This is a genomic window from Glutamicibacter arilaitensis, assembly GCF_044793945.1.
Lineage (GTDB): Bacteria > Actinomycetota > Actinomycetes > Actinomycetales > Micrococcaceae > Glutamicibacter > Glutamicibacter arilaitensis_B.
The window spans coordinates 2,896,749-2,920,163 of the sequence record NZ_CP084994.1; the positions used below are offsets into that span (position 1 = coordinate 2,896,749).

A 23,415-nucleotide genomic window follows, 5' to 3' on the forward strand; every position below is an offset into this window, starting at 1 on the left:
GTTTACTCTTCCCCTTCTCTAATCGGTCGGCCTTCTTCATCGACGAATTCTGTCGTGTCTTCGGCTACCGGTGAATCTTCTTCTTCGTCATATGCCGTGGACAGCGAAACCTTGATATCTTCGGTATCGTCGGCCACCACATCAGCGCTGGTCAGTGCCCAAGAACGATAGATCATCGCGAGCAGGAATGCGGTCACCGCGAAGGTGATCACGATGGCGGTGAGGATCAATGCCTGCGGTAGCGGATCGGAGTACTCGTTCGGGTCAAGGCTCGAATCAAACAGTGGCGCTACCCCGCGGCGCCCGCCACTGGTCAGGATCAGCAGGTTCACCCCGTTGCCCAACAGCATGATGCCCAGCAGCACGCGGGTCAGAGTACGTTCTAGGACCAGGTAGAAACCGGCGGCCAACAGCACACCGGTAATCACCAGGAAGGTAATATTTACGCTCATCGTCCGACCCCCGAAGCTGCGGCGTGGGTGACATCGTGTTGTTCGATCGGTGAGCGTCCCTCGGACAGCTCATCAATTTCGCTGCCCAGTGAGCGCAAGACGTCCTGTACGAGGCCAAGGACCACCAGATACACTCCAATATCAAAAATCGTTGAGGTGACGAACTTATGTTCGCCAAAGATCGGTAGCCAGAATTCCCATACGTAGGTGGTGAAGATCGGGTCGCCGAAGAGCAGCGGAATCACCCCTGCAATTCCCGCTAGTGCAAGGCCTCCACCGATCAGCATCCCCGGTGCAACGCGCATCGATTCGGAAAGTTCTACGCGTCCACCGGCGAGGTAGCGGATGGTCAAAGCCAGACCCGCGATCAGGCCTCCGGCGAATCCACCACCTGGGGCGTTGTGGCCTGCGATCAGTGCATACACGCTCAGCAACAGCACCGTGTGGAATACCAGCCGGGTAACAATTTCAAAAATGATCGATCGCCGTTCGGCCACCAGCGTGTTGCCGGCCATCAGCCAGTCTTGGTTGGTGGAGGTTGCGAAACGTCGCGCCACCCGCAAACCGACTTCCTTGCTCCTCTGGTCGCCCATGGCTTCAGAGCCGCGGTCGATGCTTCCCGGGGCAACCTGGTGGGCGCGCACTCGCTGTCCGAAGCTCCGGCCGGCGAAGATCAGCGAGGCCACGCCCGTGGCCGCAGCTGCCAGCACGGTGATCTCCCCGAAGGTATCCCAGACGCGGATGTCGACCAGCGTCACGTTCACGATGTTCTCGCCGAAGCCCTCGTAGTAGGCCAGGTCCGGGTAGGCAAGCGAGATCGGGGCTTCGGTGCGTGCGGCCATCATTGCGATAGCGATATACACCACCATGATCGCCAGCGCGATGGCTAGCACCGCCCGCCCCCATTTGATCTCGGTCAGGCCAACCCAGAGGCGTTTCGGCAGGGCGCGCAGCGCCAGCACGAAGGAAACCAGCACAATGGTTTCCACCAAAAGCTGAGTGAGCGCCAGATCCGGGGCACCTTGCAAGGCAAAGATTGCGACCATCCCATAGCCGGTCACCGAGACCATCAGCACCGCCATGAAACGCTTCGGCGCCACGATGGCGATCACGCAACCGGTGATGATGATCGCGCCGATGACCAGCTGGGCCGGATGATCGGCGATGACCCAATTCGTGGGCCACGGAGTTTCGACGGTCAACGCGATTGACAGCGGCAAGATGAGCACGACCATGAGGATCACGCCCAAGTAGAAGGACAACGAACCACGCTGGGTGCGACCGGTAGTCCAAATGGCGACGCGGTCCAGCACATTGATGCTGCCGCGGTAAATTTCCTCGGCGGAAATCATGTTGCGCCGCAACGGTGCTCCGGTATCGGTGCGCTTACGCAGCCAGAAGAACAAAATACCTACGATGACCGAGATGGCGCTCAGCCCCAAGGCCGGGTTGAAGCCGGCGAAAAGCATCAGATGCATCTGGCCCGGTCCCCCCTGCAATAGCGACCAGTGGGCGATCAGCGGTTCAATGAGTTTCGGGTAGACCCCCAGCCCGAGGGTGCACAAGGTCAAGACCAGCAAGGGGCTCAGGAAGATCAGCGAGGGACGCTTATAGGTGGTCTCGCCGGCGATCTTCGGTTTCACGCCGAAGGCCCCGATGAGGAAGCGCAAGGAATATGCCATGGTCAGTGCGGCACCCATAACCAAGCCGATCAGCGCGAATATTCCCCAAGCAGTGTCAAGATGCAAGGCGGATTCGTAGACGGCCTCCTTGGCGACAAATCCGAATAATGGCGGGATTCCCGCCATCGATGCGACGGCGATAGCGGCGATCAGCGCCAGACCCGGCATGCTGCGCCGCAGGCCCGAAAGCTTGCGGATGTCACGGGTACCGGTGTTGTGGTCAATGATGCCCACGGTGAGGAACAAGGTCGCCTTGAACAAACCATGGGCCAGCGTCAACGCCAATGCGGCGAAGGCCGCTTCGGCGGTGCCGAAGCCGAAGATCGCGATGATGAAACCAAGTTGAGAGACGGTGCCGAACGCGAGGATTAGCTTCAGGTCATATTGTTTCAGCGCGCGGTAGCCGCCGATGAGCATGGTCAGCACACCGATGCCCACCGTGAGGGGCACCCAGAAAGAAGTGTCGGAGAATCCTGGAGCCAGTCGGGCGACGAGGTAGACGCCGGCCTTGACCATTGCCGCGGCGTGGAGATATGCGGAGACCGGAGTCGGTGCCGCCATTGCCCCTGGCAACCAGAAGTGGAAGGGAACCAGCGCAGACTTGGAGATGGCTCCGAGCAGAATCAACGCGATGGCCACATCAACGAACATTCCAGTTGCTACCAGTTGCTCGGACTGCTCGATCCACTCGGAGAGTCGGTAGCTGCCGGTTTGGGCGCCAATCATCAGCAGCCCGCCGAGCATGGCCAAACCACCGAAGGTCGTCACGATCAGCGCGTTCATCGCCGAGCGTCGCGCGGTGATCAGGTGCTGGCTGAAACCGATGAGCAGATAGGAAAGCACCGAGGTGATTTCCCAGAAGATGAACATGATGATGACGTCATCGGCGGTCACCAGACCGGTCATGGCGCCGGCGAAGGCGACCATTTTGGCGGCGAAGGCACCGATTTGCGGGTCATCGTTCTTGAAATAGCGTCCGCAGTAGATCAGAACCAGTGCGCCAACGCCGAGGATCAGCAAGAGCATGCTCGCAGCTAGGGCATCCATGCGGAAGTTCAGCCCGATGTTCAGGCCCGGGATCCAGTCGATGCTCAAGGAAGGCGGGGCGTTCGGCGCACCGGACGATAACGTCGGGTCTGCTGCCAGAACTGCCGGCATGCGTGTTAGGAGCCAAATAAAACCCACTGCAGGAACAATCGCCACTACATAAAAGGCGTTTCTTCTTAGCACCCTGAATAGCATGGGTGACAACGCCGCGGTTGCAAAGAGTGCAATGAGAATTATTAACACACGATTCCTCTGTCGACTGAACAAGGGGCCAGAGTCCGACGAACATTAAATGTCCGCTACGCAATTTTATCAGTCCAGAGCGGGATTTTATTCAATGTTGTGCGCTTCGGGGAGCAATTGCGCCACCGGAGAACATCGCCATGAATTCCGACACTGGAATATGCGCCAGCGAATTCATTTTCCGATCACCGCAAACCTGTACGATGCCCACATGGGATCGAATATTGAACCGGCGGTAAACCAACGCGGTGACAAGTGGCTCAATAAATACACTTGGGCTTGGGCAAGCTGGGATTGGGGCCAAGCGGCGATCAATGCCGTCATGATCACCTTCGTGTTCACCGTCTATCTGACCAGTGAACTTTTCGGCGATACCGACCACTCATCCTTAGTGCTCTCTCAAGCCCTATCGATCGCAGGTTTGCTGATCGCCTTATTGGTTCCGGTAACCGGACTCCGGGCCGATGCCTCCGGGCGGCGCAAACTCTGGATCATCGTCAATACCTTGCTGCTGGTGGTGGTCTGCGCAGCCGGCTTCTTCGTTTACCCGGATCCAGGATACCTGTACCTTGGCGTCGGGATCATTGCGGCCCTGTCGTTGTTCTCTGAATTCGCCGGGGTGAACTACAACGCAGTCCTGAACCAGATTTCAACGCGCTCCACCGTCGGCAAGGTCTCCGGCTTCGGCTGGGGCATGGGATACGTCGGTGGTATTTTGGCGCTCGCCCTGGTGCTCTTCGGATTTGTGGAGCCAATCGTCGACTGGCCCGGAACGAATACGGTCGACTCGCTGAACTTGCGCTGGGTTGCGGTGTTCAGCGCCCTGTGGTGCTTGATCTTCGCGCTGCCGCTTTTTTTCGTGATCCCCGAAAGCGCTGCCACGGTTTCCACGAAGATTCCGTTATCGCAGTCCTACAAGGTGTTGTGGGGCCGCATCGTGGGCCTGTGGCGAGAAGACCGCAATCTGCTCTTCTTCCTGGGTTCTTCGGCAGTATTCCGCGACGGGCTCAGCGCGATCTTCACCTTCGGCGGGGTGATCGCCGCTGGAACCTTCGGGTTCACCCTCACCGAGGTGATCATCTTCGCGATTGTGGGCAATATGGTCGCCGCCCTAGGCGCGGTCATCGGCGGTCGACTCGATGACGTGATCGGCCCGAAAGCGGTAATCACCGGCTCGCTCATTGGCTTGCTCGTTGCCGGAGCAGGTGTGTTCCTCTCCCCCGGCGCCTCCGGATTCTGGATCTTCGGCTTGTTGCTCACCCTATTCGTGGGCCCGGCGCAATCAGCCTCGCGCTCCTACCTTTCCCGAATGATCCCCGAAGGGCGCGAAGGTGAACTCTTCGGCCTCTACGCGACCACCGGACGTGCGGTGTCCTTCTTGGCACCAATGCTCTTTGGGCTCTCCATTGCGCTTGCCACCCCCTTCGTGGAAAGCGGCCAGGCGCAGCGCTACGGCATTCTTGGAATTTTGTTGGTGCTTCTGCTCGGCCTGTTACTACTGATCCCAATCCGGTCTCCGCATAAAGCACCTGCAACTAGAAAATAACAAATGCCGAGGCTCTCCAGGCTGGCAATGGCAGGTGGACTAGTGGTTGACTGTCGCTCATGGACGTAGAGAATATCGAGCACGGAATCGAACCGCATGATTCCGGGGTGACCGAACGGCTCAATTGGCTACGCGCGGGCGTACTCGGGGCTAATGATGGAATCGTCTCGGTTGCCGCCGTGGTCGTTGGTGTTGCCAGCGCCACGACTGCCAACGCCCCGATCCTCGCCGCTGGCGCAGCGGCGGTGATCGGTGGAGCGATCTCCATGGCCCTTGGTGAATACGTGTCGGTCGCCAGCGCCGCAGATTCTCAGCGGGCGCTGATCGACAAGGAACGGGCCGAACTGCGCGACACGCCCCAAGCCGAGCTCGAAGAATTAACCCAGCTCTATCAGGACAAGGGATTGAGTGCCCAAACCGCGGCACAGGTAGCTGTCGAGCTGACCGAGCATGATGTGCTGAGAGCGCATTTGGAGGCCGAACTAAATCTCGATCCAGACGAAGTGCTCAGTCCGTGGCATGCGGCCATCGCCTCGGCCATTGCTTTCCTCAGCGGTGCGGTGCTGCCTTTTGCCACGGCCGTATTCCTGCCCGGTGAATTGAAGATTCCGGTGACTTTCGTGGCGGTTTTGCTCGCCCTGGCGGTCACCGGAGTTTTAGGTGCCAAACTCGGTGGCGCACCGGTGCTACGTCCGACATTGCGTGTCTTGATCGGTGGAGCCGCTGCGTTGGTAGTCACCTTCGCCATTGGTTCTTGGCTAGGCGGCGGTTCACTGTCAATTTAAACGACGACGGTGTGGCTGCTCCCTGGTTATAGGAACCAACCACACCCAGAAATCCTGCCCCCGCTGCCTGCTCACTGACAGGGCCAGAGGAAGTCAGGACTTAATCGGCGATGGTGGTCCGGTGGAAATTCAGGTGGCTGCGTGAAGCGGTGGGGCCGCGTTGGCCCTGATAGCGATTACCGTATGGGCCAGAGCCATAAGGGTGTTCGGTATCTGAAGTCAGTTTGAAGAAGCACAGCTGACCGATCTTCGATCCCGGCCAAAGCTTGATCGGCAGTGTTGCCATATTCGACAACTCAAGGGTTACGTGCCCGGAGAATCCTGGATCAATAAATCCCGCAGTTGAGTGCGTCAATAGACCCAGACGCCCCAAGGAGCTCTTGCCTTCGAGTCGCGCGGCTACTCCATTACCGAGAGTCACCACCTCATAGGTGGATCCCAGCACGAATTCTCCCGGGTGCAGGATGAATGGTTCATCCGGGGCAACCTCAACAAGTCGGGTCAGCTCATCCTGATCTTGCTCTGGATCGATATGAGCGTACTTGTGGTTATCAAAGAGCCTAAAGAATCTGTCCAAACGCACATCAACGGATGCGGGCTGCACCATCTCGGGGTCAAACGGCTCTAAGCCAATTTCACCGGACACAATTTCTCGACGAATATCACCATCTGAATACAACACGTAACTAAATTTATCCTGTTCGCCACTGGAAGACGCAGTCGGGAACGCAAAAAGTAGCGTTTTTAGGTCAAACTTCTTCTGGATCCAGTAAATTGCCCACGCTAGACGCGAGTTTGAACGATATTCGCGTAGGGTAGCTGGCCATAGTGCGCAAGGAACTTCGTCTGGTAGTCGGCCAGAGCCTGGTTCAAGTCCTCGGCTGGTAGCTCCTTCCAGGCAACGATGAGCTTCCCGGAGCCTGCAAGTTGCCAGAGCAACCGGCTGTCCCAGTGACCTGGCGGTTTGCCCGCCCCAAAATCGATGATCTCTTTCAGCTGTATTCGGAGGCCGCGATTACCTTGGCTGCCCGGGCTGGCCTTCCCGAAATACAGGATGTCTGCCGGCTGGACCCATCGGGCTTTCAAATCTTCGGTCGGCAGCGAAGGGTTCTTCTTCTTGAATATGCCGGCGCTGCTTTTCGACAAGAAACGCGGTTCGAAATCCGCGGGGCACAAGACCACGAAGATGCCCTGACGCTGTGGCACACGATTCGTTTCTAGTGACTTAATGGGCCGAAAACCGGTGAACCCATCAGCTTTGAGTTCGTTCTTGTTCAACTCGATCTGGTTCCTTGCATGATTGGGGCTAGCTGCTGGTCTCGTTCGCGAAACAAGCCTCTTAGTTCGTCTTATTGATGCTACCGGTCATTGACTCGGATGCTGCGCGGACCACGGGCTGAACGCAGTGAGATGGAAACATGTGGTTCTGCTCAAATTCCCATTCATCGTTGAGGTTTTGGGGCTATCGTTGAGTAGGGACTTATGTCTCATTCGAGGATCTACGACCGAAGGTTGTTTCATGCGCTTGGCTTCAGCAGTCACTAGTGCCGTCTTGGCAGGTGTTGTTGTGCTCTCTGGCAGTTTGGCAGCTCACGCGGCTCCCGAATCCCTGCCTGTAGTCGAGGCTAAAGAATTTACCGACGCCGCAAGCTTCCTCGCGTTGATCAATCCCGACACCCAGCTCTCCCCTGCCGATTACACGCCAAAGAAGCTGGTGAATGTCGCGGGAACCACTTATAAGTTGCGCCCCGAGGCGGCCGAAGCCGTTGAGGCTCTGATCGCCGGTGCACGCAAGGCCGGCCACCCCATTAAGCTTTTGAGCGCGTACCGTTCCTACGGACGCCAAGCCGTACTTTTCAATCAGTACCAGGCTCAATACGGCACGGCCTACGCAGAACGCATTTCTGCACGTCCAGGTACCAGCGAGCACCAGCTTGGCTTAGCTGCCGACGTTGGAAGCATCGGCGGTGGCACCGATCTCAAAGAAGAATTCGGCCAAACAAACGCCGGAATTTGGGTTGCCGAGCATGCAGTGGACTACGGATTGATTATTCGTTATCCGCAGGGCATGGAAGAGATCACCGGCTATAAGTACGAGCCTTGGCATGTGCGTTACGTCGGCAAGGAACACGCTGCTGCCATGAAGGACTCGAAGGCAGATACCTTCGAGGAGTATCACGATTTCTTGCACGAAGAAAAACAGAAGGCAAGCGAAAAAGCTGACGAAAAGACCGTGGAAAACGCGGCAACCGTCGAAGAGGAGACCGCTCCATCGGCTTCCAAAACCAAGGAGGAGCAGACCTCCGAAACGAAGAACGAGTCAGGGCCGGTCAAGGATGACGACCTGTTGGTACTTCGTTTTCTGCCCCCATATCGGGATTGGGGTTTCGGTTTCACCGAAAAGTAAACCAATATCTAAACGTTAAATGCTGTGGGGCTCACCGAACGGTGAGCCCCACAGCATTTAAGCGTTATTAGCCGACTACTTGGCGCGTACCGGAATACCGGTGAAGGTTGGCTTCATAGTCGATTCAAAGAAGTCGTTGCCCTTGTCATCAACGACGATGAACGCTGGAAAATCTTCGACCTCGATCTTCCAGATAGCTTCCATGCCAAGCTCTTCGTATTCAACGACCTCGACCTTCTTGATGCAGTCCTGCGCCAGTCGGGCAGCCGGACCACCGATCGAACCAAGGTAGAACCCGCCGTGGGTGTTGCAAGCGTCGGTGACCTGACCCGAACGGTTGCCCTTGGCCAGCATGACCATCGAGCCGCCAGCTGCTTGGAACTGATCCACGTAGGAGTCCATCCGGCCGGCTGTAGTTGGACCGAAGGAACCCGAAGGCATGCCTTCAGGGGTCTTCGCAGGCCCCGCGTAGTAGACCGGGTGGTCCTTCAGGTACTGCGGCATCTCTTCGCCGGCGTCCAGACGTTCCTTGATCTTGGAGTGAGCGATATCGCGGGCCACAACCAGCGGACCGTTCAGCGAGAGTCGAGTCTTGACCGGGAACTTGGACAGTTCAGCCAGGATCTCATCCATTGGCTTGTTCAGATCGATTTTGACCACGGAGGATCCGCCGGTGCCTGAGACGCCAGCGGTTTCGTCGTCGTGAGCGGCAATCGCCGGGTGGTTTTCATCTGGCATGAAGCGTGCCGGATCGGTTTCCAGTTGCTCCACGAACAGACCGTCGGCGGTGATCTTGGCCATCATCTGGCGGTCAGCGGAGCAAGATACGGCAATAGCCACCGGCAGCGAAGCCCCGTGGCGTGGCAGGCGCACCACTCGCACGTCGTGGCAGAAGTACTTGCCGCCGAACTGGGCACCAATACCGAAGTGGCGGGTCAGCTCCAACACTTTGTCTTCCAGCTCGGTATCGCGGAAACCGCGACCGGTCATGGCACCCTCGGTTGGCAGGGAATCCAAGTATTTGGCCGAACCGTACTTGGCCGTCTTCAAAGCCATCTCCGCGCTGGTTCCACCGATGACGATGGACAGGTGATATGGAGGGCAAGCCGCAGTTCCCAGGGAGCGCAATTTCTCATCCAAGAACGTCAGCATGGCGTTCTCATTGAGGATCGCTTTGGTCTCCTGGTACAGGAAGGACTTGTTGGCAGAGCCGCCGCCCTTAGCCATGAACAGGAACTTATAGTCGGTATCGTGACCGGCCTTGGTGTCGGCATACAGGTCAATCTGCGCGGGCAGGTTGTTGCCGGTGGCCTTCTCTTCCCAAGTAGTGATCGGGGCGAGCTGCGAGTAGCGCAGATTCAGTCGGGTGTACGCGTTGTAGATTCCGCGCGACAGCGAGATCTCGTCCTGCTCTTCGGTCAGGACACGCTGGCCACGCTTACCCATGACGATTGCAGTTCCGGTGTCCTGGCACATGGGCAGGATACCGCCGGCGGCGATATTCGCGTTCTTCAGCAGATCCAGTGCCACAAACTTGTCGTTCGGGCTGGCGTCGTCATCGTCCAGAATGTTGCGAAGCTGCTGCAAGTGAGCGGGCCGCAGGTAATGATTGATGTCGTGCAGTGCCGTTTCGGCCAGCTGCTCCAACGCTTCGGGTGCTACCTGCAGGAAGTTTTTACCGTCCGGTCCGGCGACAACGTTGACGCCTTCGGAGGAAATCTTGCGGTATGGGGTCTGATCCTCGCCAATAGGCAGAAGATCTTCATAGCGAAATTCAGGCATGCTCAGTCCTTGGAAATGAAGATGATTGCTCTTGGACTATTTTAGGCCTTTGCGTCGATTTTCCTCATTCGGGGTTTGCGCCTGCGGGTTTGGCGCGACATGCTTGAGTACATGAGCTCCGAAAACAGCAACGCCCCGCGGGACGGACACAATCCCGACGAACGGCCAAATATGGTCGTCGAAACGCCAATGGATAAGGAACGGGAACGTCCCAAAACGCACTTCGAGATGATGTTGCAGGCCGGACTTAATAAACCCGAGCTTTCCGGATCCGTGATCAGCGCTTTCATGACCGCTGAGGTTTACTTCCTTTCGCGCGAAGAAGTCACCGAGGACAATAAGAACGCTCAACCGATGCTGCTCACCAACCCTTCAGGGGCCGCGATGGTCGCACTGTTTACCGGGTTGGATCGAATCCCTGGCACTTACATCGATATGGCACCTTATGGCGTCAAGGTTCAAGGTGCCACTATAGTGCGCGCGTTGGAAGGAACCGGTTTTGTGGTGAATCCGGGACATGAACTGAGCTTTGAAGTTCCAGCGGATGGAGTGGCCATCCTGAAAGAGGAACTACTCAAGGAAAAACGGGCTGAGTAAGTTCGGTTCAAAACTTAGACATGTCGGCTCGCAGATTTCTGACCTGCGTTTTCGTAGGATAAGCTGGACTTCGCCCGGGCCGCCATTAGGCCGCCCGGAGCATTGCGGGCGTAGCTCAATGGTAGAGCGCTAGCTTCCCAAGCTCGATACGCGGGTTCGATTCCCGTCGCCCGCTCGCATCAAGCCGAACGTCGGGACACCTTAGGTGTCCCGACGTTTTGCGTTGGCATCCATTGACTTATTGAACCAAGGAGTTTCCATGACCGGTGTGCTGTCAGGATTCTCAATCATCTGGATAGTGATCTTGGTGGGTTACCTGGTAGGCCGCACCGGGGTGCTGGGGGAACAGGGACGCCATGTGCTGAGCCGGCTGACGTTTTTCGTCGCTAGCCCGGCACTGTTGTTTATCACCTTGGCGGAGTCAGAACCGGCAGCAGTGCTGGGACCCCTTTTGTGGGTTGCCGCGATCTCTGCCGGATTGACGGCTGTAGTGTATCACCTGGTGACCTATAAATGGCTCAAGCGCGAACCGGCCGAACGAATCGTGGCGGCCATGTCGGCCTCCACCGTGAACTCTGCAAATCTGGGTCTGCCCATCGCCTTGTACGTGCTTGGCGACGTGTCTCATGCAGCGCCCATCATCCTGTTTCAGTTGGCCCTCTACCAGCCGATCAATTTGGCAATGCTAGATGCGACAACCAGCACCCATCGCACTACCCCGCTTGCTTTGGTGGTTGCCACCGCGAAGAACCCGATGATCATCGGTTCGTTGCTGGGACTTGCGGTGGCACTGACGGGTTTCGAGGTTCCCGAATTGGTGTTGGCACCGATAGAACTAATCTCTGGTGCGTCGATTCCAGCCATGCTGATGGCGTTTGGCATCTCCTTGGTCGGCTCCAAGCCACTGGAAAAGAAGTCCGGGCGACGTGCGGATGTGTTACTGGCATCGGTTGCCAAGCTATTCCTACAGCCATTGCTCGCATGGCTGGCCGCCACCTACCTCTTTGGTCTAACCGGCGGGATGCTGGTCGCTGCGGTCATCATGGCAGGGCTCCCCACCGCACAGAACATTTTCATCACGGCGCAACGCTATGAACGTGGTGTGACGGTTGCTAAGGATACGGTGTTACTGACCACTATCTGCGCCGTCCCCCTGATGATGGTTCTGGCATTGCTCCTCGGAATTTAGCGGAAGATCCTGCTACGGATGGCCGATTGCCAGAAGAAGTTATATGACATGTCAGTTGCTTCAAAGATTTATTCACGGAAATCTTACGGAATAGCCGGTCAGCTATCTCCGTTGAACTGGGTAGAGAACACCTCGTCACCTCTAAATGTTAGGTCGTCATGAAGCGCACAGCTCCCCTTCTTGCAATTACGGCAGTACTCGCACTGGCACTGAGTGCATGCGGTGCCTCCAGTACAGAGTCTTCTGGCTCGCCCGCCGCGGATGAAAACCTGCTGCAGCATGTCAAAGACAGCGGCGTACTGACCGTAGGAACCGAAGGAACCTACCGTCCTTTCTCCTTCCATGAAGGTGATCAGCTAACCGGTTTTGACGTAGAAGTTATCGAGGCAGTTGGCGATCAGCTCGGTGTCAAGGTTGAGTTCCAAGAGACTCAGTGGGATGGTATTTTCGCTGGTCTGGAAGCCGAACGGTTTGATGTCATCGCGAATCAAGTCAATGTGACCCCGGAACGCGAAGAGAAATACCTGCTTTCCGAGCCATACAACTTCTCCAGCGGAGTCATCGTCACCAAAAGCGATAACAACGACATCACGTCCTTCGACTCTTTGGAAGGTAAAACCACCGCTCAGTCGCTGACCAGTAGCTTCCATGATGATGCCAAAGATGCGGGTGCCAAGATCCAAGCTGTCGAAGGTTGGGCCCAGGCGGTCACACTGCTCAAGCAGGGTCGTGTCGATGCCACGGTCAACGACAAACTGACCTTCCTGGATTCGCAGACGACCAACCCTGATGATGGCATCAAGATCGCTGCCGAGTCCGAGGAGAAATCCGAAACCGTTGTCGCTTTGAAGAAGGACCAGCCCGAGCTCCGTGATGCCATCAACACCGCGTTGGACGAATTATCGGCTGACGGGACGCTCACCAAGATCTCGGAAAAATACTTTGGTGAAGACATCACCAAGTAAGTAGCCTCATTCGTCATACCTGGACACGTAAGCTGGCCCCAAGGATCCCCTCTGGGGCCAGTGTCCGCTGTCTAGGACGGGAAGATAACAAATGGATTCACTCTGGCAGCTAGCCTTAGATTCGCTGTGGCCGATGGTCAGCGGCGCGTTAACGGCCACCATTCCCCTGACCTTGATCAGTTTCGCCCTAGGTCTGGCGCTGGCGTTGATGGTCGCGTTGATGCGGATCAGTGCCAACAAGCTGGTCTCGGGGATTGCTCGTGGCTATATTTCCATCATTCGTGGCACCCCGTTATTGGTCCAGCTGTTCGTGATCTTCTATGGTTTGCCCTCGTTGGGAGTGACCATCGATCCCTGGCCTTCGGCAATTTTGGCGTTCACCCTCAACGTCGGTGGCTACGCGGCGGAAATTATTCGCGCCGCAATCCTGTCGGTGCCTGGTGGACAGTGGGAAGCCGGTTACACCATTGGGATGTCCCGTACGCGCACCTTGTATCGGCTCATCCTGCCGCAGGCGACACGTGTGGCAGTTCCGCCCCTGTCGAACACGTTTATTTCGCTGGTTAAAGACACCTCTCTGGCTTCGATGATTCTGGTGACCGAGATGTTCCGGCGTGCCCAGGAAATCGCTGCCACCACCTATGAATTCATGCTGCTATACCTTGAAGCGGCAGCCATCTACTGGGTCATTTGCCTGATTCTCTCGGCAGTCCAGGACCGCATGGAAAGCAGGCTTGAAAAATATGTCGCTTAAGAACTCCACCCCCTTGCTCAACGTCACCGGGCTGCACAAGGCCTTCGGAAGCAACCAGGTTCTGCGCGGCATAGATTTCAGTGTTCGCGCAGGTGAAGTTGTCGCACTCATTGGGCCTTCTGGTTCGGGTAAAACTACGGCACTGCGTTGCTTGAATGGATTGGAAAACCCAGACCAGGGAGTCGTGGCTTTCGCCGGTGGCCCCGAGGTCCATTTTGTCCCCGGGATGCCAACGAAGAAATCCCAGGTTCTCCGCGATCGTTCGGCCATGGTTTTCCAAGGGCACCATTTGTTCCCGCATCTCACGGTGCTGCAAAATGTGACAATTGGCCCCTTACAGGTACAGCGCCGGCCACGTGAAGAGGTCATGGCTAGAGCCAACGAACTACTAGAGCGGGTTGGACTGTCGCAGAAATCCGCAGATTATCCTTCTTCGCTCTCCGGCGGTCAGCAGCAACGCGTTGGAATCGTTCGGGCGCTGATGCTGCAGCCGGATCTTTTGCTCTTTGACGAGCCCACCAGCGCCTTGGATCCGGAACTTGTCGGTGAGGTCCTGACCGTGATCAAGGAATTGGCGCAGGAAGGCTGGTCGATGGTGCTCGTCACTCACGAACTGGCTTTCGCCCGCGATGTCGCTGATACCGTGGTGTTCATGGATGGTGGCGTCGTGGTCGAACACGGGCCCGCTGTGCAGGTTCTCGGTAATCCTTCACACCATCGAACCAAGGCTTTTATGCAGCGATTGTTGCACCCCTTCTAAGACTTCTATGAATTTTTACGTGCCGTTCTCCCGATAACGACACGCGATGCGTAGGCTATGTGCATGGCTGAAAGTACCTCGCAGGAGATCACCGCACAACTTCAGGCTGGCTACGCTTTTGACGGCGCATGTTTGGAGCTTGGAGCTGCAATTGTCGCTGGAACACCGGCGCCCGAAGCACAGGTTCGTGTTCCTTTACGAATGCTCAACCGGCACGGAATCATTGCCGGTGCTACGGGCACTGGTAAAACCGTCACCTTGCAGGTGATGGCAGAACAGCTCAGCGCTCAGGGAGTGCCAGTATTCTTGGCAGATATCAAGGGCGACTTGGGCGGCTTGGCACAACAGGGCGAGCCCAGCGACAAACTCAACGCACGCTTGGCTGGTATAGGCCACGAGTTCACGGCACGCGCGAACCCGGTGGAATTTTTGAATCTTGGCGAGGGAACTGACGGGATTTCGGTTCGTGCCACTATCGATTCTTTTGGGCCGATCCTTCTTGCACGCGTCCTAGAACTCAATGAGACGCAAGAAGAATGCCTCCAGTTGGTCTTTCACTACGCCGACCAACGTGAACTGCCTATGGATGATCTCAAGGATCTCAAAGCGGTCTTTAATTTCTTGCTCAGCGATGAAGGCAAACAGGACCTGGAAAGGCTCGGCGGAGTTCCCGCCGCAACGGCTTCAGTTATCTTGCGCGGACTGACCATCTTGCAGTCTCAGGGCCTGGATAAATTCTTCGGCCAGCCCGAATTCGACACCGATGACTTTTTACGTTTCGACGAGGCTGGGAACGGCATCATCAGTTGCCTTGAGCTGCCGTCCTTGAATCGTCAGCCGTTGCTGTTCTCCACATTTATGATGTGGCTACTTGCCGATCTCTTTGATGACTTGCCAGAGGCCGGTGATTTGGAGAAGCCAAAGCTAGTCTTCTTCCTTGACGAGGCCCACCTCCTGTTTAAAGACGCTTCCAAAGCTTTCGTCAACGCGATCATTTCGACGGTTCGCCTCATTCGCTCCAAGGGCGTCGGGCTATTCTTCGTCACGCAGTCGCCTGCGGATTTGCCCGACGAGGTCCTCGGCCAGCTCGGTAACCGGATTCAGCATGCGGTACGCGTCTTCACGCCTAAGGACGGCGAAGCGCTCAAGGCGATTATCAAGACCTTCCCTGCTGGTCCTTTGGACCTACAGCAGGCGCTCACCCAAGCTGGCGTGGGTGAAGCGGTAATTACCGTCCTCAATGAGCGTGGTGCGCCGACTCCCGTGGCTTGGACCAAGCTCACATCGCCGGGCTCGCATATTGGGCCACCGTCGCCGGAAACTCTGGCTTCGTTGGTTAAGGCTTCTGAGCTGGGACCAAAATATGCGACAGCGGTCGATAGGCACTCGGCCATGGAGATGCTCAATGGCCAGCCGGCAGCGGAAGACGCCGATGTTCCAGCTGGAGCGCGGGACTCTGATTCTTCGGATGTGCAAGATGTAGATGCTGAAGCCCGCCGAATAGCCGATTCAATTCTTGGTAAGCCCACCTCAGTACCGCCTAGTTCGCAGAACCCAGCGGGGCAGCCATCGGTTGAAACGTCGCCGCCATCTTCGTCACGTACTAATTCACCTCCTACGGCGTCCGCTCCCCCGCAGCGCTCCAACGATTCTTCAAACAATCAGGTCAACCCGTTGATGGACTTCGCTATGGATGCTGCAAAGATGGTGGGGCGTGAAATGCTCCGAGGAATGTTCGGCACAAAACGCCGCCGCAGCCGCCGCTGAGTTACAACCTCCGAACGGAAACCCGCTAGCCTGATTAATAATGAAATCTCGTATCTCCGTGCCGCGTCTTGCCCTCCGCTGGGCAACTGCGGCCATCATCATCGTTGCCCTGGCAGTTACTAGCGCCATCGTAGCCAACCGCACCCTATTCTCAGCTGAGCATGCGGTTGAATCGTTGCACAAGCATCTGATCGCCGGCGAAGGCGCCGAGGCACTCGGCCTGATGGGTGCCCAAGTTCCCCAGGGCGACGCTGTGGCACTCGACGGCGAGGTGCTCAAACGCACCCAGGCGGGGATTACAGAATTTGACGCGCAGAAAGCGGACCCTTCCGAGAACGACCCGGATGTTCATACTGTCATCGCCAAGTACAAGGCCAACGGCGTCGATCAGGAATCCACCTATACGCTACGCCGTAGCGGCAAGTCTTGGCTGTTCTTCGACCAATGGTCCTTTGAACCGGTGACGCTGCCGACGGTGCAGATTAAGGCCAACACCGTCAACGAGGTCGCCGTCAATGATCAGAAGATCCCTCTGGTCAAGGGCGTGAGTACCTTAGCGGTGTTCTACCCCTCAATTACCGACGCGAGTTTCAGCACCAAGAACTTTGAAGCCGACACCCGTGGAGTCGTGGTGACCGGCCCTGCCAAGGAACCGGTGGAAATTTCCTTGAAGACGCAGCCAACCAAGGAATTCATTGCGCAGGTCAATTCCAAGGTACGCACCTACCTCAATGAATGCGCCGCGCAGCAGGTGCTGATGCCTTCGGGCTGCCCCTTCGCTTACCACACCCCCTCGCGGGTGAACCCCGAGACCATCGAGTGGTCCATCGCGAAATACCCGACCATCGAAGTCAATTACTACAATGGTGCGTGGGTGCTCAGCCCGTTGAAAGTGACCGCAAAATTGTCGTTGACCGAGCAGGATCTGCGTACCGGTACGCTGGAGAAGAAGACCGTGAATGAGCAGTTCTCCTTCACCGCCCAGCTGACCACCAGCACCTCCGAAGTCAGCGTGGTTCCGGTAGCGGGCACCGAGGAATAAGTCGGGCTTAGCCGCGTCGTTTGCGAACCGGTACGAGTTCTCTGAACTGGGTGCGCAATGGCACCGCATCGGAACGGAAACGCTGCCAAACCAGCAGAGCAACGACGCTGACCAGCAGCGAAAGCATTGCGCCGAATGCCACCGCTGCGCGCACCCCCAGCAGCTCGGCGAGCCAACCCACCAGCGGGGCGCCCAACGGCGTTCCGCCTTGCACCACCATCAGATAAAGCGCCAGGACTCTTGCCCGGTACTGCGGCGAGACCGAGGTCTGCACCATGGTGTTGCAGCTGTTCAGGAAGGTCAGCGCGCTCAACCCGACGAGGACCAGGCTCGCGGCAAAGAGCAGATAGTGCGGCATGAACGCCGAGAGCAATGCGGTCGCACCGAAGGCGATGCCGCCACCGATCACAAAACGCCAGCGTGGCCTCGAGCGGCGTGCCGCAAGCAAGGCGCCGGCGAAGGTGCCGACCGCCATGATGCTGCCGAGGATTCCATATTCTGCGGCACCTACACCGAAAACTTCAGCGGCCATCATCGCGTTGGTCATCTGGAAGTTCAGCCCGAAAGTGCCAATGACAAAGGCCATGGCGAAAATCAGGAGCAGGTCCTTTCGGTTTTTAACGTATCTGAATCCCTCACGCACCTGTCCCTTGGCGCGAGCCACGGGTTTGGACTGGCTCAGTTCGGTGACTTTCATGGTGCTCAGCGAGAACAGCACCGCCAAGAATGACAAACCGTTGATCAGGAAGGCCGGACCGGTCCCGACCAATGCGATCACCGCGCCGGCTATACCGGGCCCCGCGAGCCTGGCCAGGTTGAAGTTAGCACTGTTCAACGCCACCGCGTTTGTCAGATGCGTGCCGGGCACAATCTCGGAGACGAACGCCTGGCGGGCGGGGGCGTCAAAGGCCGATCCGATGCCTAACAGGGTGGCGAGAACGTAGACATGCCACAGCTGAACCGTTCCGGTGATGACCAAGGTGCCCAGCACCAGCGCGCAGAGGCCCATAAAGGTTTGGGTGGCCAGCAGCACTTTGCGTTTGTCATACCGATCGGCAACCAGGCCGGCGTAGGGTCCGAGGATCAAGATGGGCAGGAACTGCAGGCCGGTGGTGATACCGGTGGCCACCCCGTCATGATCGGTCAGTTCTGTGAGTACCAGCCAGTCTTGGGCGACTCGCTGCATCCAAGTCCCGATATTTGAAACGAGCGCACCGATGACCCATAAACGATAGTTCGGCACTTCAAGTGCCCGGAACATCTTATTTGCCACGAATTAATTAGCCGAACACCTGATGTTTCGACTCCTCCCGTCGGCATCCAGTCTAACTACTGGGCATCGCGATTTTGGTGAGGTTTCCTCATTTTCTTGTCACTTAAATATTCAAGGCGCACCAAGTGATACTTGATGCGCCCCGAACGGTATGCTTTTTTGCTAGTTCACGCCACGCAGATCAAGCAATAATTCGTTGTCTCCGGCTGCATCGAGTTCTACCGGAATGCCCCAATCCTGCTGGTAAAGGTGGCAAGCTGCGTGATCTGGGATCTCGCCGCCCGGCTCACCGTCGCAGGCCGCTGCCCTTGCGGTGATGTGCAGGACGCCGTCGGTGATTTCGGGGTTCAGCACCAAGGTGCGGGTCAACCCGACAGAGGTACCAGATCCTTCAAGAATTAGCTCTTCTGGGCTAGCCGAGATCTTTAGCTGTGTTGGGTCTCCCCAGCGATCATCGAGCTTTTGCCCCTTGGGCGCCGCGAATCGCACCAGGATCTCGTGCTTGCCGGACTGCACCTTGGTCTTTGGACGCTGAGTCTGGCTTGCTCCCTCGTCCACTACCAGGGCCTCTGCAGGAACGGGGATACGGATCAGCTGGTGGGTATTGGTCTCCACAACCAGGAGCACCGGAGCTCCATCCACCGAGTCGTCCAACAACACGTCTGCAGGTTCCTTCAGTCCCTTGGCCAAAGTGGAAACCATATTTGTCACCGGATCATAGCGGCGCACCGCACCGTTATAGGAGTCAGCCACGGCAATCGAGCCATCTGGCAATGCGGTCACACCAAGCGGGTGCTGCAGACGAGCCTGCTCGGCTTCGCCATCGCGGAAGCCGAAGTCGAACAGCCCCGCGCCTATTGCGGTATGCACCGCAACCGCGTTGCCCTGCGCGTCGATTTCCAAGCGGCGAAGGGCGCTGGTCTCCGAGTCGGCGACCCAAACATCGTCATTCGTATCCAGGGCTAGCCCCGAAGACTGGGCAAACCACGCTTCGAGCGGCTTGCCGTCGGCAAGGCCTTCCAGGCCACTGCCGGCGAAGACATTAACCGCACCGGTGACCGGATCGAAGGAGAAGATCTGGTGAGTTCCAGCCATCGCGACGATGACCTTGCCCGTTGGGTGGTACAGCACATCCCACGGCGAGGACAGCGAGATGTTCAGTGCATCGGTGCCAAGTTCGGTTGGCTGCTGTTCTTGGCGAGCGTTTTCCGCGTCCAAGAGTCGCTGCACTCCATTGCCTGCGATGGTTCCGACCACACCGGTGGTCAAATTGACCGAGCGCAGACGGTGGTTGACGGTATCGGCGACGATGACGTCGTAACCGACTTTTGCTGCAAGTTCCGTCGGCAACGCGGTCAGGCCCTGCAGTTCGTTGAACTGCGCGGTCTCCGCGTCACCGTCGGCATAGCCCTTGTTCCCGGCGCCGATGGTGCGCACCACGGTGCTCAGGTCGTTGCCCAGCTCCACGAGGCGGTGGTGGCCGGAATCGCCAACGAGGAAGTTTCCGTTCGCCAAGGCGATTGTCTTGCCTGGGAAACGCAGGTCTCCTTCGCGGGCTTCGGGTGCAACGTATGGTCCGTCACCACGATTGAGCGTGCCTTTGGCCTCGTGTTCTGCAACGAGCTCGTCAATTAGGGAGCCCAGTCCTTGAGCATGGCCTTCACCGGAAAGGTGTGCCACGATGTAGCCCTCGGGGTCGAGCACCACTAGCGTTGGCCAGGCACGAGCACCGTAGGCCTGCCAGGTGACAAGCTCTGGATCGTCGAGCACTGGGTGATGAATTTCGTAGCGTTCCACGGCGGCGGCGAGCGCCTCCGGATCTGCCTCGTGCTCAAACTTTGGCGAGTGCACGCCTACAGTCACCAAGACGTCGGAGTATTTCGCTTCCAAAGGGCGCAGCTCGTCCAGCACATGCAGGCAGTTGATGCAGCAGAAGGTCCAAAAATCCAGAATGACAATCTTGCCGCGCAGGGCTTCGAGATTCAGTTGCTCTCCACCGGTATTCAACCAGTTGCGGCCCAACAGTTCGCTGGCCCTGACCTTGTAGTTTGCGCGTACTGAGTCGGAAGTTGCACTCATGGTTGTCCTTTCAAGGCGACTTCACTATCTAGATGCGACAGTGAGATTTCAATTATCTGCCACTAGCCCTTCACTGCAGAACAGTATGAAGCGATGCTAAGCCGGCTAAAGCTGCGAGATCGCGGTGTCCATGATGGTCTTGGCTACATCGTTGAATTCTTGCTCGGCCAGAGAAGTCGTGGCCATGAATGAAACCATCACCACATAGTCTCCCTTGCTCTGCAATAACACCAGCGATTCACGGGCGTTCGCGGAATCTCCGGTGCGTGTGTAGTACAACTGAGACTCCATCTCGGATATTCCGGGGCTGGAGAATTTCAATGTCTCGGTGTATTCGGGGCCATTGAGTTTTACGCTCTTGCATTCGGTGCGGATCTCAAGAACGGTGCGGTAGTGATCCTCCAACTTTTCGCGATTATTCACCTTGGCGACTTCAATGGAACCGGCAATATTTTGCGCTTCATTGGTAAAGTCGGTGCGCGCAACTTCGGTGCCTAGCTGGGCCGGAGACCAATTCAGCTCTTCGACCGGTTTCGAACACTGTGCGGGGAGCACGACGACGTCTTTCAGTGTGTCGGTCGGGGCAACCGCGAGGCCTTTGAGTTCCTCGTCGGTAATTTGACGCGAGTTTGGGAATCCCAAGGTCGCTGCCATTACCGCACCGGTGGAGGCAACCACCTGCGCCCTAGTCAGTTCGGCTGCTGCGGACTCCGACGGCGCTGATTCCGTGGTGGCCGCGGTGGGCCGCTCGGCGGCTTTTTGGTGCGTGAGGTCATCAGGCATTTCATCGCTAGCATCTTGAGCTGAGCAGGAAGTAAGTAGCAACGCTCCGGCCAATATCCCGGCGGTTAGCTTCCATGCCTTAACGGCCATCGTGTTCTCCCTTTGCTTCTTGCTGCTTCATTTTTGCAAACATCTCGTTGTAAGCGGCCAGCTCGGCATCTCCGTCGCGGTCTGCCTGACGGTCATAGCGTTTGGTGTCCTTCTTATCTTGGCGAAGCCAAGAAACCACCACGAGGATGGCCAACACTAAGGTTGGAACCTCGCCAATGGCCCACATCGCGCCTGCACCCACCACTTGGTCTTCCATCGCGGTGCCACCCCAGGTGCGTCCCATATTGCCGTACCAGTCTGGCGCTAGCAGGTTCTCGTTACCCATCAGCGCCACTCCGAAGAAGGCATGGAAAGCAACGGTGGCCAGGAGCACGATCAGCCGCATCGGGTACGGGTAGCGCTTGGGAACCGGATCGGCATCAACCAGCGAGAGGGCGAAAATATAGCCGGTGAGCAGGAAGTGCACGTTCATCAGTTCGTGACCAGCGTGGTATTTCATCGCGATTTCGAGTATCGGGGTGAAGTAGAAAACGACAATCGATCCGGCGAACATCACCGCAGCAAAGATCGGGTGGGTGACTACAGAAGAATACTTCGAGTGAACTGCCCATAAGATCCATTCGCGTGGACCACGGGTTCCGTCGGTTCGTGAACCAAGTACCTGCAGGGCCAAGGTAACCGGAGTTCCTAGCACCAAGAAGATTGGCGCGATCATGGTCAACGACATGTGGTCGACCATATGGACCGAGAACTGAACCTTGCCATACACGGCCAATGCGCCACTGGTGATGTAGAACAGGACCACGAGGCCGATAATCCAGCTGAACAGGCGCAGGAAGCTCGGCTTGTCACCGCGTTTGCGCAGGGTAATAAATGCCCAAAGGTAGAAGGCCAGGAGGAACAAGCACACCGCAACCCAGAGCCAGTCCAAACGCCAGACGGTGAACCAGCTGGCGGTGGTCGGAGGTGCTGGAAGTTCGTAACCAGTCAGCAGGCGTGCGGGGGTTGCTTCCACAGGTGGCTGGTCATCGGTGGGCGGCGCGGTGCGGGCCAGCACCGTAGCCAGGGACATGGTGGCGCCCATCAGGATGAGTTCGGCCATCACCACACGCCACGCTGCGTTGAGCGCCGTGAGCTTCCCGGTCAGCAGTTGCGGAATGACGTACTGGCGATGCATGAAACCTAAGAAACCAAGCCCTAGAGTCAAAATCACCTTGGCGATCACAATTAGCCCGTACCTTGAAAGCCATTGGTCCAGCTCGGTGATGCGGATCGTGGCTGAGGCCAGTCCGGACCCGGCCATCAAGACAATAGCGATCGTTGCAAGTGCAGAGAAACGCTTGAGCACCAGCCCGGCAAGCACCGGACGGGATTCGAAGCGCCCGGGGGCGTTAGATGTTAGCGTCGGCGACAATAGAGCCAACACCACGATGCCACCGAACCAGATGACCACGGCCAACAGGTGCAAGGCAATGGAGTTCACCGCACCATAGTGGTCGTCTCCGCCGGCGGCGTGGCCGATAAAGGCCAAGGGGAGAATGCCGAATATCGAGAACACAGCGGTCAGTCCCACGCCGGTGTGGGAGCGGATCGCTAGGGACAGCGAACTGGTGATCGCTGCAATGACGATCATCCAAGCCCAGGCACGTCCGGTCGCCAATTGCAGGATGTAGTCAAGAATTGCCGCGGTATAGCTCGCGTCGAGGTTCATCGGCACACCGGCCAAGTCCCAGAAGGTCAGCAGCAGCACGGTGGCCGCCGCGAGGGTCCACACGACACCGGCACCAGCGGCAATATTCATGGCACGGCTGAAGGCCGGGTGGCTCTGGCCCACCTCTACCCGGGGGTCATCTACACTGGGCCGCCGTACCTTAGTACTGCGTGGAAGTATGACCGCGGCAAAGATAAGCGCCGCGATGGTGATTGCCATGGAGCTGTGGTGGATTGCCCGGGAGATGGGCAGCGCCCAACGCACGAATGCCCCGGGATCTGCGAGCTCGCTGGGAGTGGCGATTCCGGTGAATAGCGCTGCACCGAGGAAGACCAGCGCCATAGCTGGGATTGCCGGTAGCAGGTAGCGCGAGATGGAGGGTTGCTGCGATGCAGACCTGCTCGCCGATTGCTTTGGTGTTTGAGTGGCCATAACCTCTCCATCATCTCACTTGCGTTTACCCCGTCTGGAATCGGGTAGTAGTTTTGGGCCGGGGAGGC

19 protein-coding genes and 1 tRNA gene are annotated in these 23,415 nt (G+C 57.5%); 11 read left to right on the forward strand and 9 right to left on the reverse strand.

Annotation, left to right across the window (positions count from 1 at the left end):
- Window positions 1–2: 2 nt before the first annotated feature.
- Both LG294_RS13650 and LG294_RS13655 read right to left on the reverse strand, forming a co-directional pair.
- Window positions 3–452, reverse strand: a complete 450-nt coding sequence (locus LG294_RS13650) for a Na(+)/H(+) antiporter subunit C (protein WP_404286575.1) — start codon at window positions 450–452, stop codon at window positions 3–5.
- Window positions 449–3,376 carry a Na+/H+ antiporter subunit A gene (locus tag LG294_RS13655; RefSeq protein WP_404291778.1) on the reverse strand — a complete coding sequence of 976 codons (2,928 nt, stop codon included), beginning with the start codon at window positions 3,374–3,376 and terminating at the stop codon, window positions 449–451. The genes LG294_RS13650 and LG294_RS13655 overlap by 4 nt, the downstream gene beginning before the upstream one ends.
- A gap of 259 nt (window positions 3,377–3,635) precedes the next feature.
- Here LG294_RS13655 and LG294_RS13660 point away from each other — a divergent pair, with 259 nt between their 5' ends.
- Window positions 3,636–4,970: an MFS transporter gene (locus LG294_RS13660; protein WP_404286577.1), complete on the forward strand. Its 1,335-nt coding sequence runs from the start codon at window positions 3,636–3,638 to the stop codon at window positions 4,968–4,970.
- A 59-nt stretch (window positions 4,971–5,029) separates the two neighbouring features.
- Window positions 5,030–5,755: a VIT family protein gene (locus LG294_RS13665; protein ID WP_404286579.1), complete on the forward strand. Its 726-nt coding sequence runs from the start codon at window positions 5,030–5,032 to the stop codon at window positions 5,753–5,755.
- A 100-nt stretch (window positions 5,756–5,855) separates the two neighbouring features.
- Here LG294_RS13665 and dcd read toward each other — a convergent pair whose 3' ends face one another.
- Together dcd and LG294_RS13675 are read right to left on the reverse strand one after the other, a co-directional pair.
- A complete protein-coding gene (gene dcd / locus LG294_RS13670) occupies window positions 5,856–6,437 on the reverse strand; it encodes a dCTP deaminase (protein WP_404286581.1) in 582 nt (193 codons plus the stop codon).
- Between the two features lie 101 nt (window positions 6,438–6,538).
- Window positions 6,539–7,033, reverse strand: a complete 495-nt coding sequence (locus tag LG294_RS13675; RefSeq protein WP_404286583.1) for a hypothetical protein — start codon at window positions 7,031–7,033, stop codon at window positions 6,539–6,541.
- A 241-nt stretch (window positions 7,034–7,274) separates the two neighbouring features.
- On the opposite strand from LG294_RS13675, the gene LG294_RS13680 reads away from it, so the two are divergent.
- Complete coding sequence (locus LG294_RS13680; RefSeq protein WP_404286585.1) at window positions 7,275–8,162, forward strand: D-alanyl-D-alanine carboxypeptidase family protein; 888 nt, start codon at window positions 7,275–7,277, stop codon at window positions 8,160–8,162.
- A 75-nt stretch (window positions 8,163–8,237) separates the two neighbouring features.
- On the opposite strand, the gene LG294_RS13685 is transcribed toward LG294_RS13680, so the two are convergent.
- Window positions 8,238–9,944 (reverse strand): fumarate hydratase, encoded by a 1,707-nt coding sequence (locus LG294_RS13685; protein ID WP_404286587.1) that lies wholly within the window; start codon window positions 9,942–9,944, stop codon window positions 8,238–8,240.
- Window positions 9,945–10,055: 111 nt separating this feature from the next.
- On the opposite strand from LG294_RS13685, the gene LG294_RS13690 reads away from it, so the two are divergent.
- From LG294_RS13690 to LG294_RS13725, 8 genes are all read left to right on the forward strand, one after another.
- Complete coding sequence (locus LG294_RS13690; protein WP_404286589.1) at window positions 10,056–10,541, forward strand: SseB family protein; 486 nt, start codon at window positions 10,056–10,058, stop codon at window positions 10,539–10,541.
- A gap of 104 nt (window positions 10,542–10,645) precedes the next feature.
- Window positions 10,646–10,716 (forward strand) — tRNA-Gly (locus tag LG294_RS13695).
- An 84-nt stretch (window positions 10,717–10,800) separates the two neighbouring features.
- Window positions 10,801–11,730 carry an AEC family transporter gene (locus LG294_RS13700; protein ID WP_404286591.1) on the forward strand — a complete coding sequence of 310 codons (930 nt, stop codon included), beginning with the start codon at window positions 10,801–10,803 and terminating at the stop codon, window positions 11,728–11,730.
- 158 nt (window positions 11,731–11,888) lie between these two features.
- Entirely contained in the window at window positions 11,889–12,695 is an 807-nt protein-coding gene (locus LG294_RS13705; protein WP_404286593.1) for a transporter substrate-binding domain-containing protein, read from the forward strand.
- Window positions 12,696–12,786: 91 nt separating this feature from the next.
- Window positions 12,787–13,449, forward strand: coding sequence for an amino acid ABC transporter permease (locus tag LG294_RS13710; protein WP_404286595.1), 663 nt, complete (start codon window positions 12,787–12,789; stop codon window positions 13,447–13,449).
- The gene (locus LG294_RS13715; RefSeq protein WP_404286597.1) at window positions 13,439–14,209 is read left to right on the forward strand and encodes an amino acid ABC transporter ATP-binding protein; all 771 of its coding nucleotides are present in this window, start codon (window positions 13,439–13,441) and stop codon (window positions 14,207–14,209) included. Before LG294_RS13710 ends, LG294_RS13715 begins: the two co-directional genes overlap by 11 nt.
- A 63-nt stretch (window positions 14,210–14,272) precedes the next feature.
- On the forward strand, window positions 14,273–15,976 hold the full coding sequence (locus tag LG294_RS13720; protein WP_404286599.1) for a helicase HerA-like domain-containing protein: 1,704 nt from the start codon (window positions 14,273–14,275) through the stop codon (window positions 15,974–15,976).
- 40 nt (window positions 15,977–16,016) lie between these two features.
- A complete protein-coding gene (locus tag LG294_RS13725; protein ID WP_404286601.1) occupies window positions 16,017–17,018 on the forward strand; it encodes a hypothetical protein in 1,002 nt (333 codons plus the stop codon).
- 7 nt (window positions 17,019–17,025) lie between these two features.
- Here LG294_RS13725 and LG294_RS13730 read toward each other — a convergent pair whose 3' ends face one another.
- From LG294_RS13730 to LG294_RS13745, 4 genes are all read right to left on the reverse strand, one after another.
- Window positions 17,026–18,291: an MFS transporter gene (locus LG294_RS13730; protein WP_404286603.1), complete on the reverse strand. Its 1,266-nt coding sequence runs from the start codon at window positions 18,289–18,291 to the stop codon at window positions 17,026–17,028.
- Between the two features lie 162 nt (window positions 18,292–18,453).
- Entirely contained in the window at window positions 18,454–20,370 is a 1,917-nt protein-coding gene (locus LG294_RS13735) for an NHL domain-containing thioredoxin family protein (RefSeq protein WP_404286605.1), read from the reverse strand.
- A 105-nt stretch (window positions 20,371–20,475) separates the two neighbouring features.
- On the reverse strand, window positions 20,476–21,243 hold the full coding sequence (locus tag LG294_RS13740) for a hypothetical protein (RefSeq protein ID WP_404286607.1): 768 nt from the start codon (window positions 21,241–21,243) through the stop codon (window positions 20,476–20,478).
- Window positions 21,233–23,347, reverse strand: coding sequence for a cytochrome c oxidase assembly protein (locus LG294_RS13745; protein ID WP_404286609.1), 2,115 nt, complete (start codon window positions 23,345–23,347; stop codon window positions 21,233–21,235). The genes LG294_RS13740 and LG294_RS13745 overlap by 11 nt, the downstream gene beginning before the upstream one ends.
- Window positions 23,348–23,415: the final 68 nt, after the last annotated feature.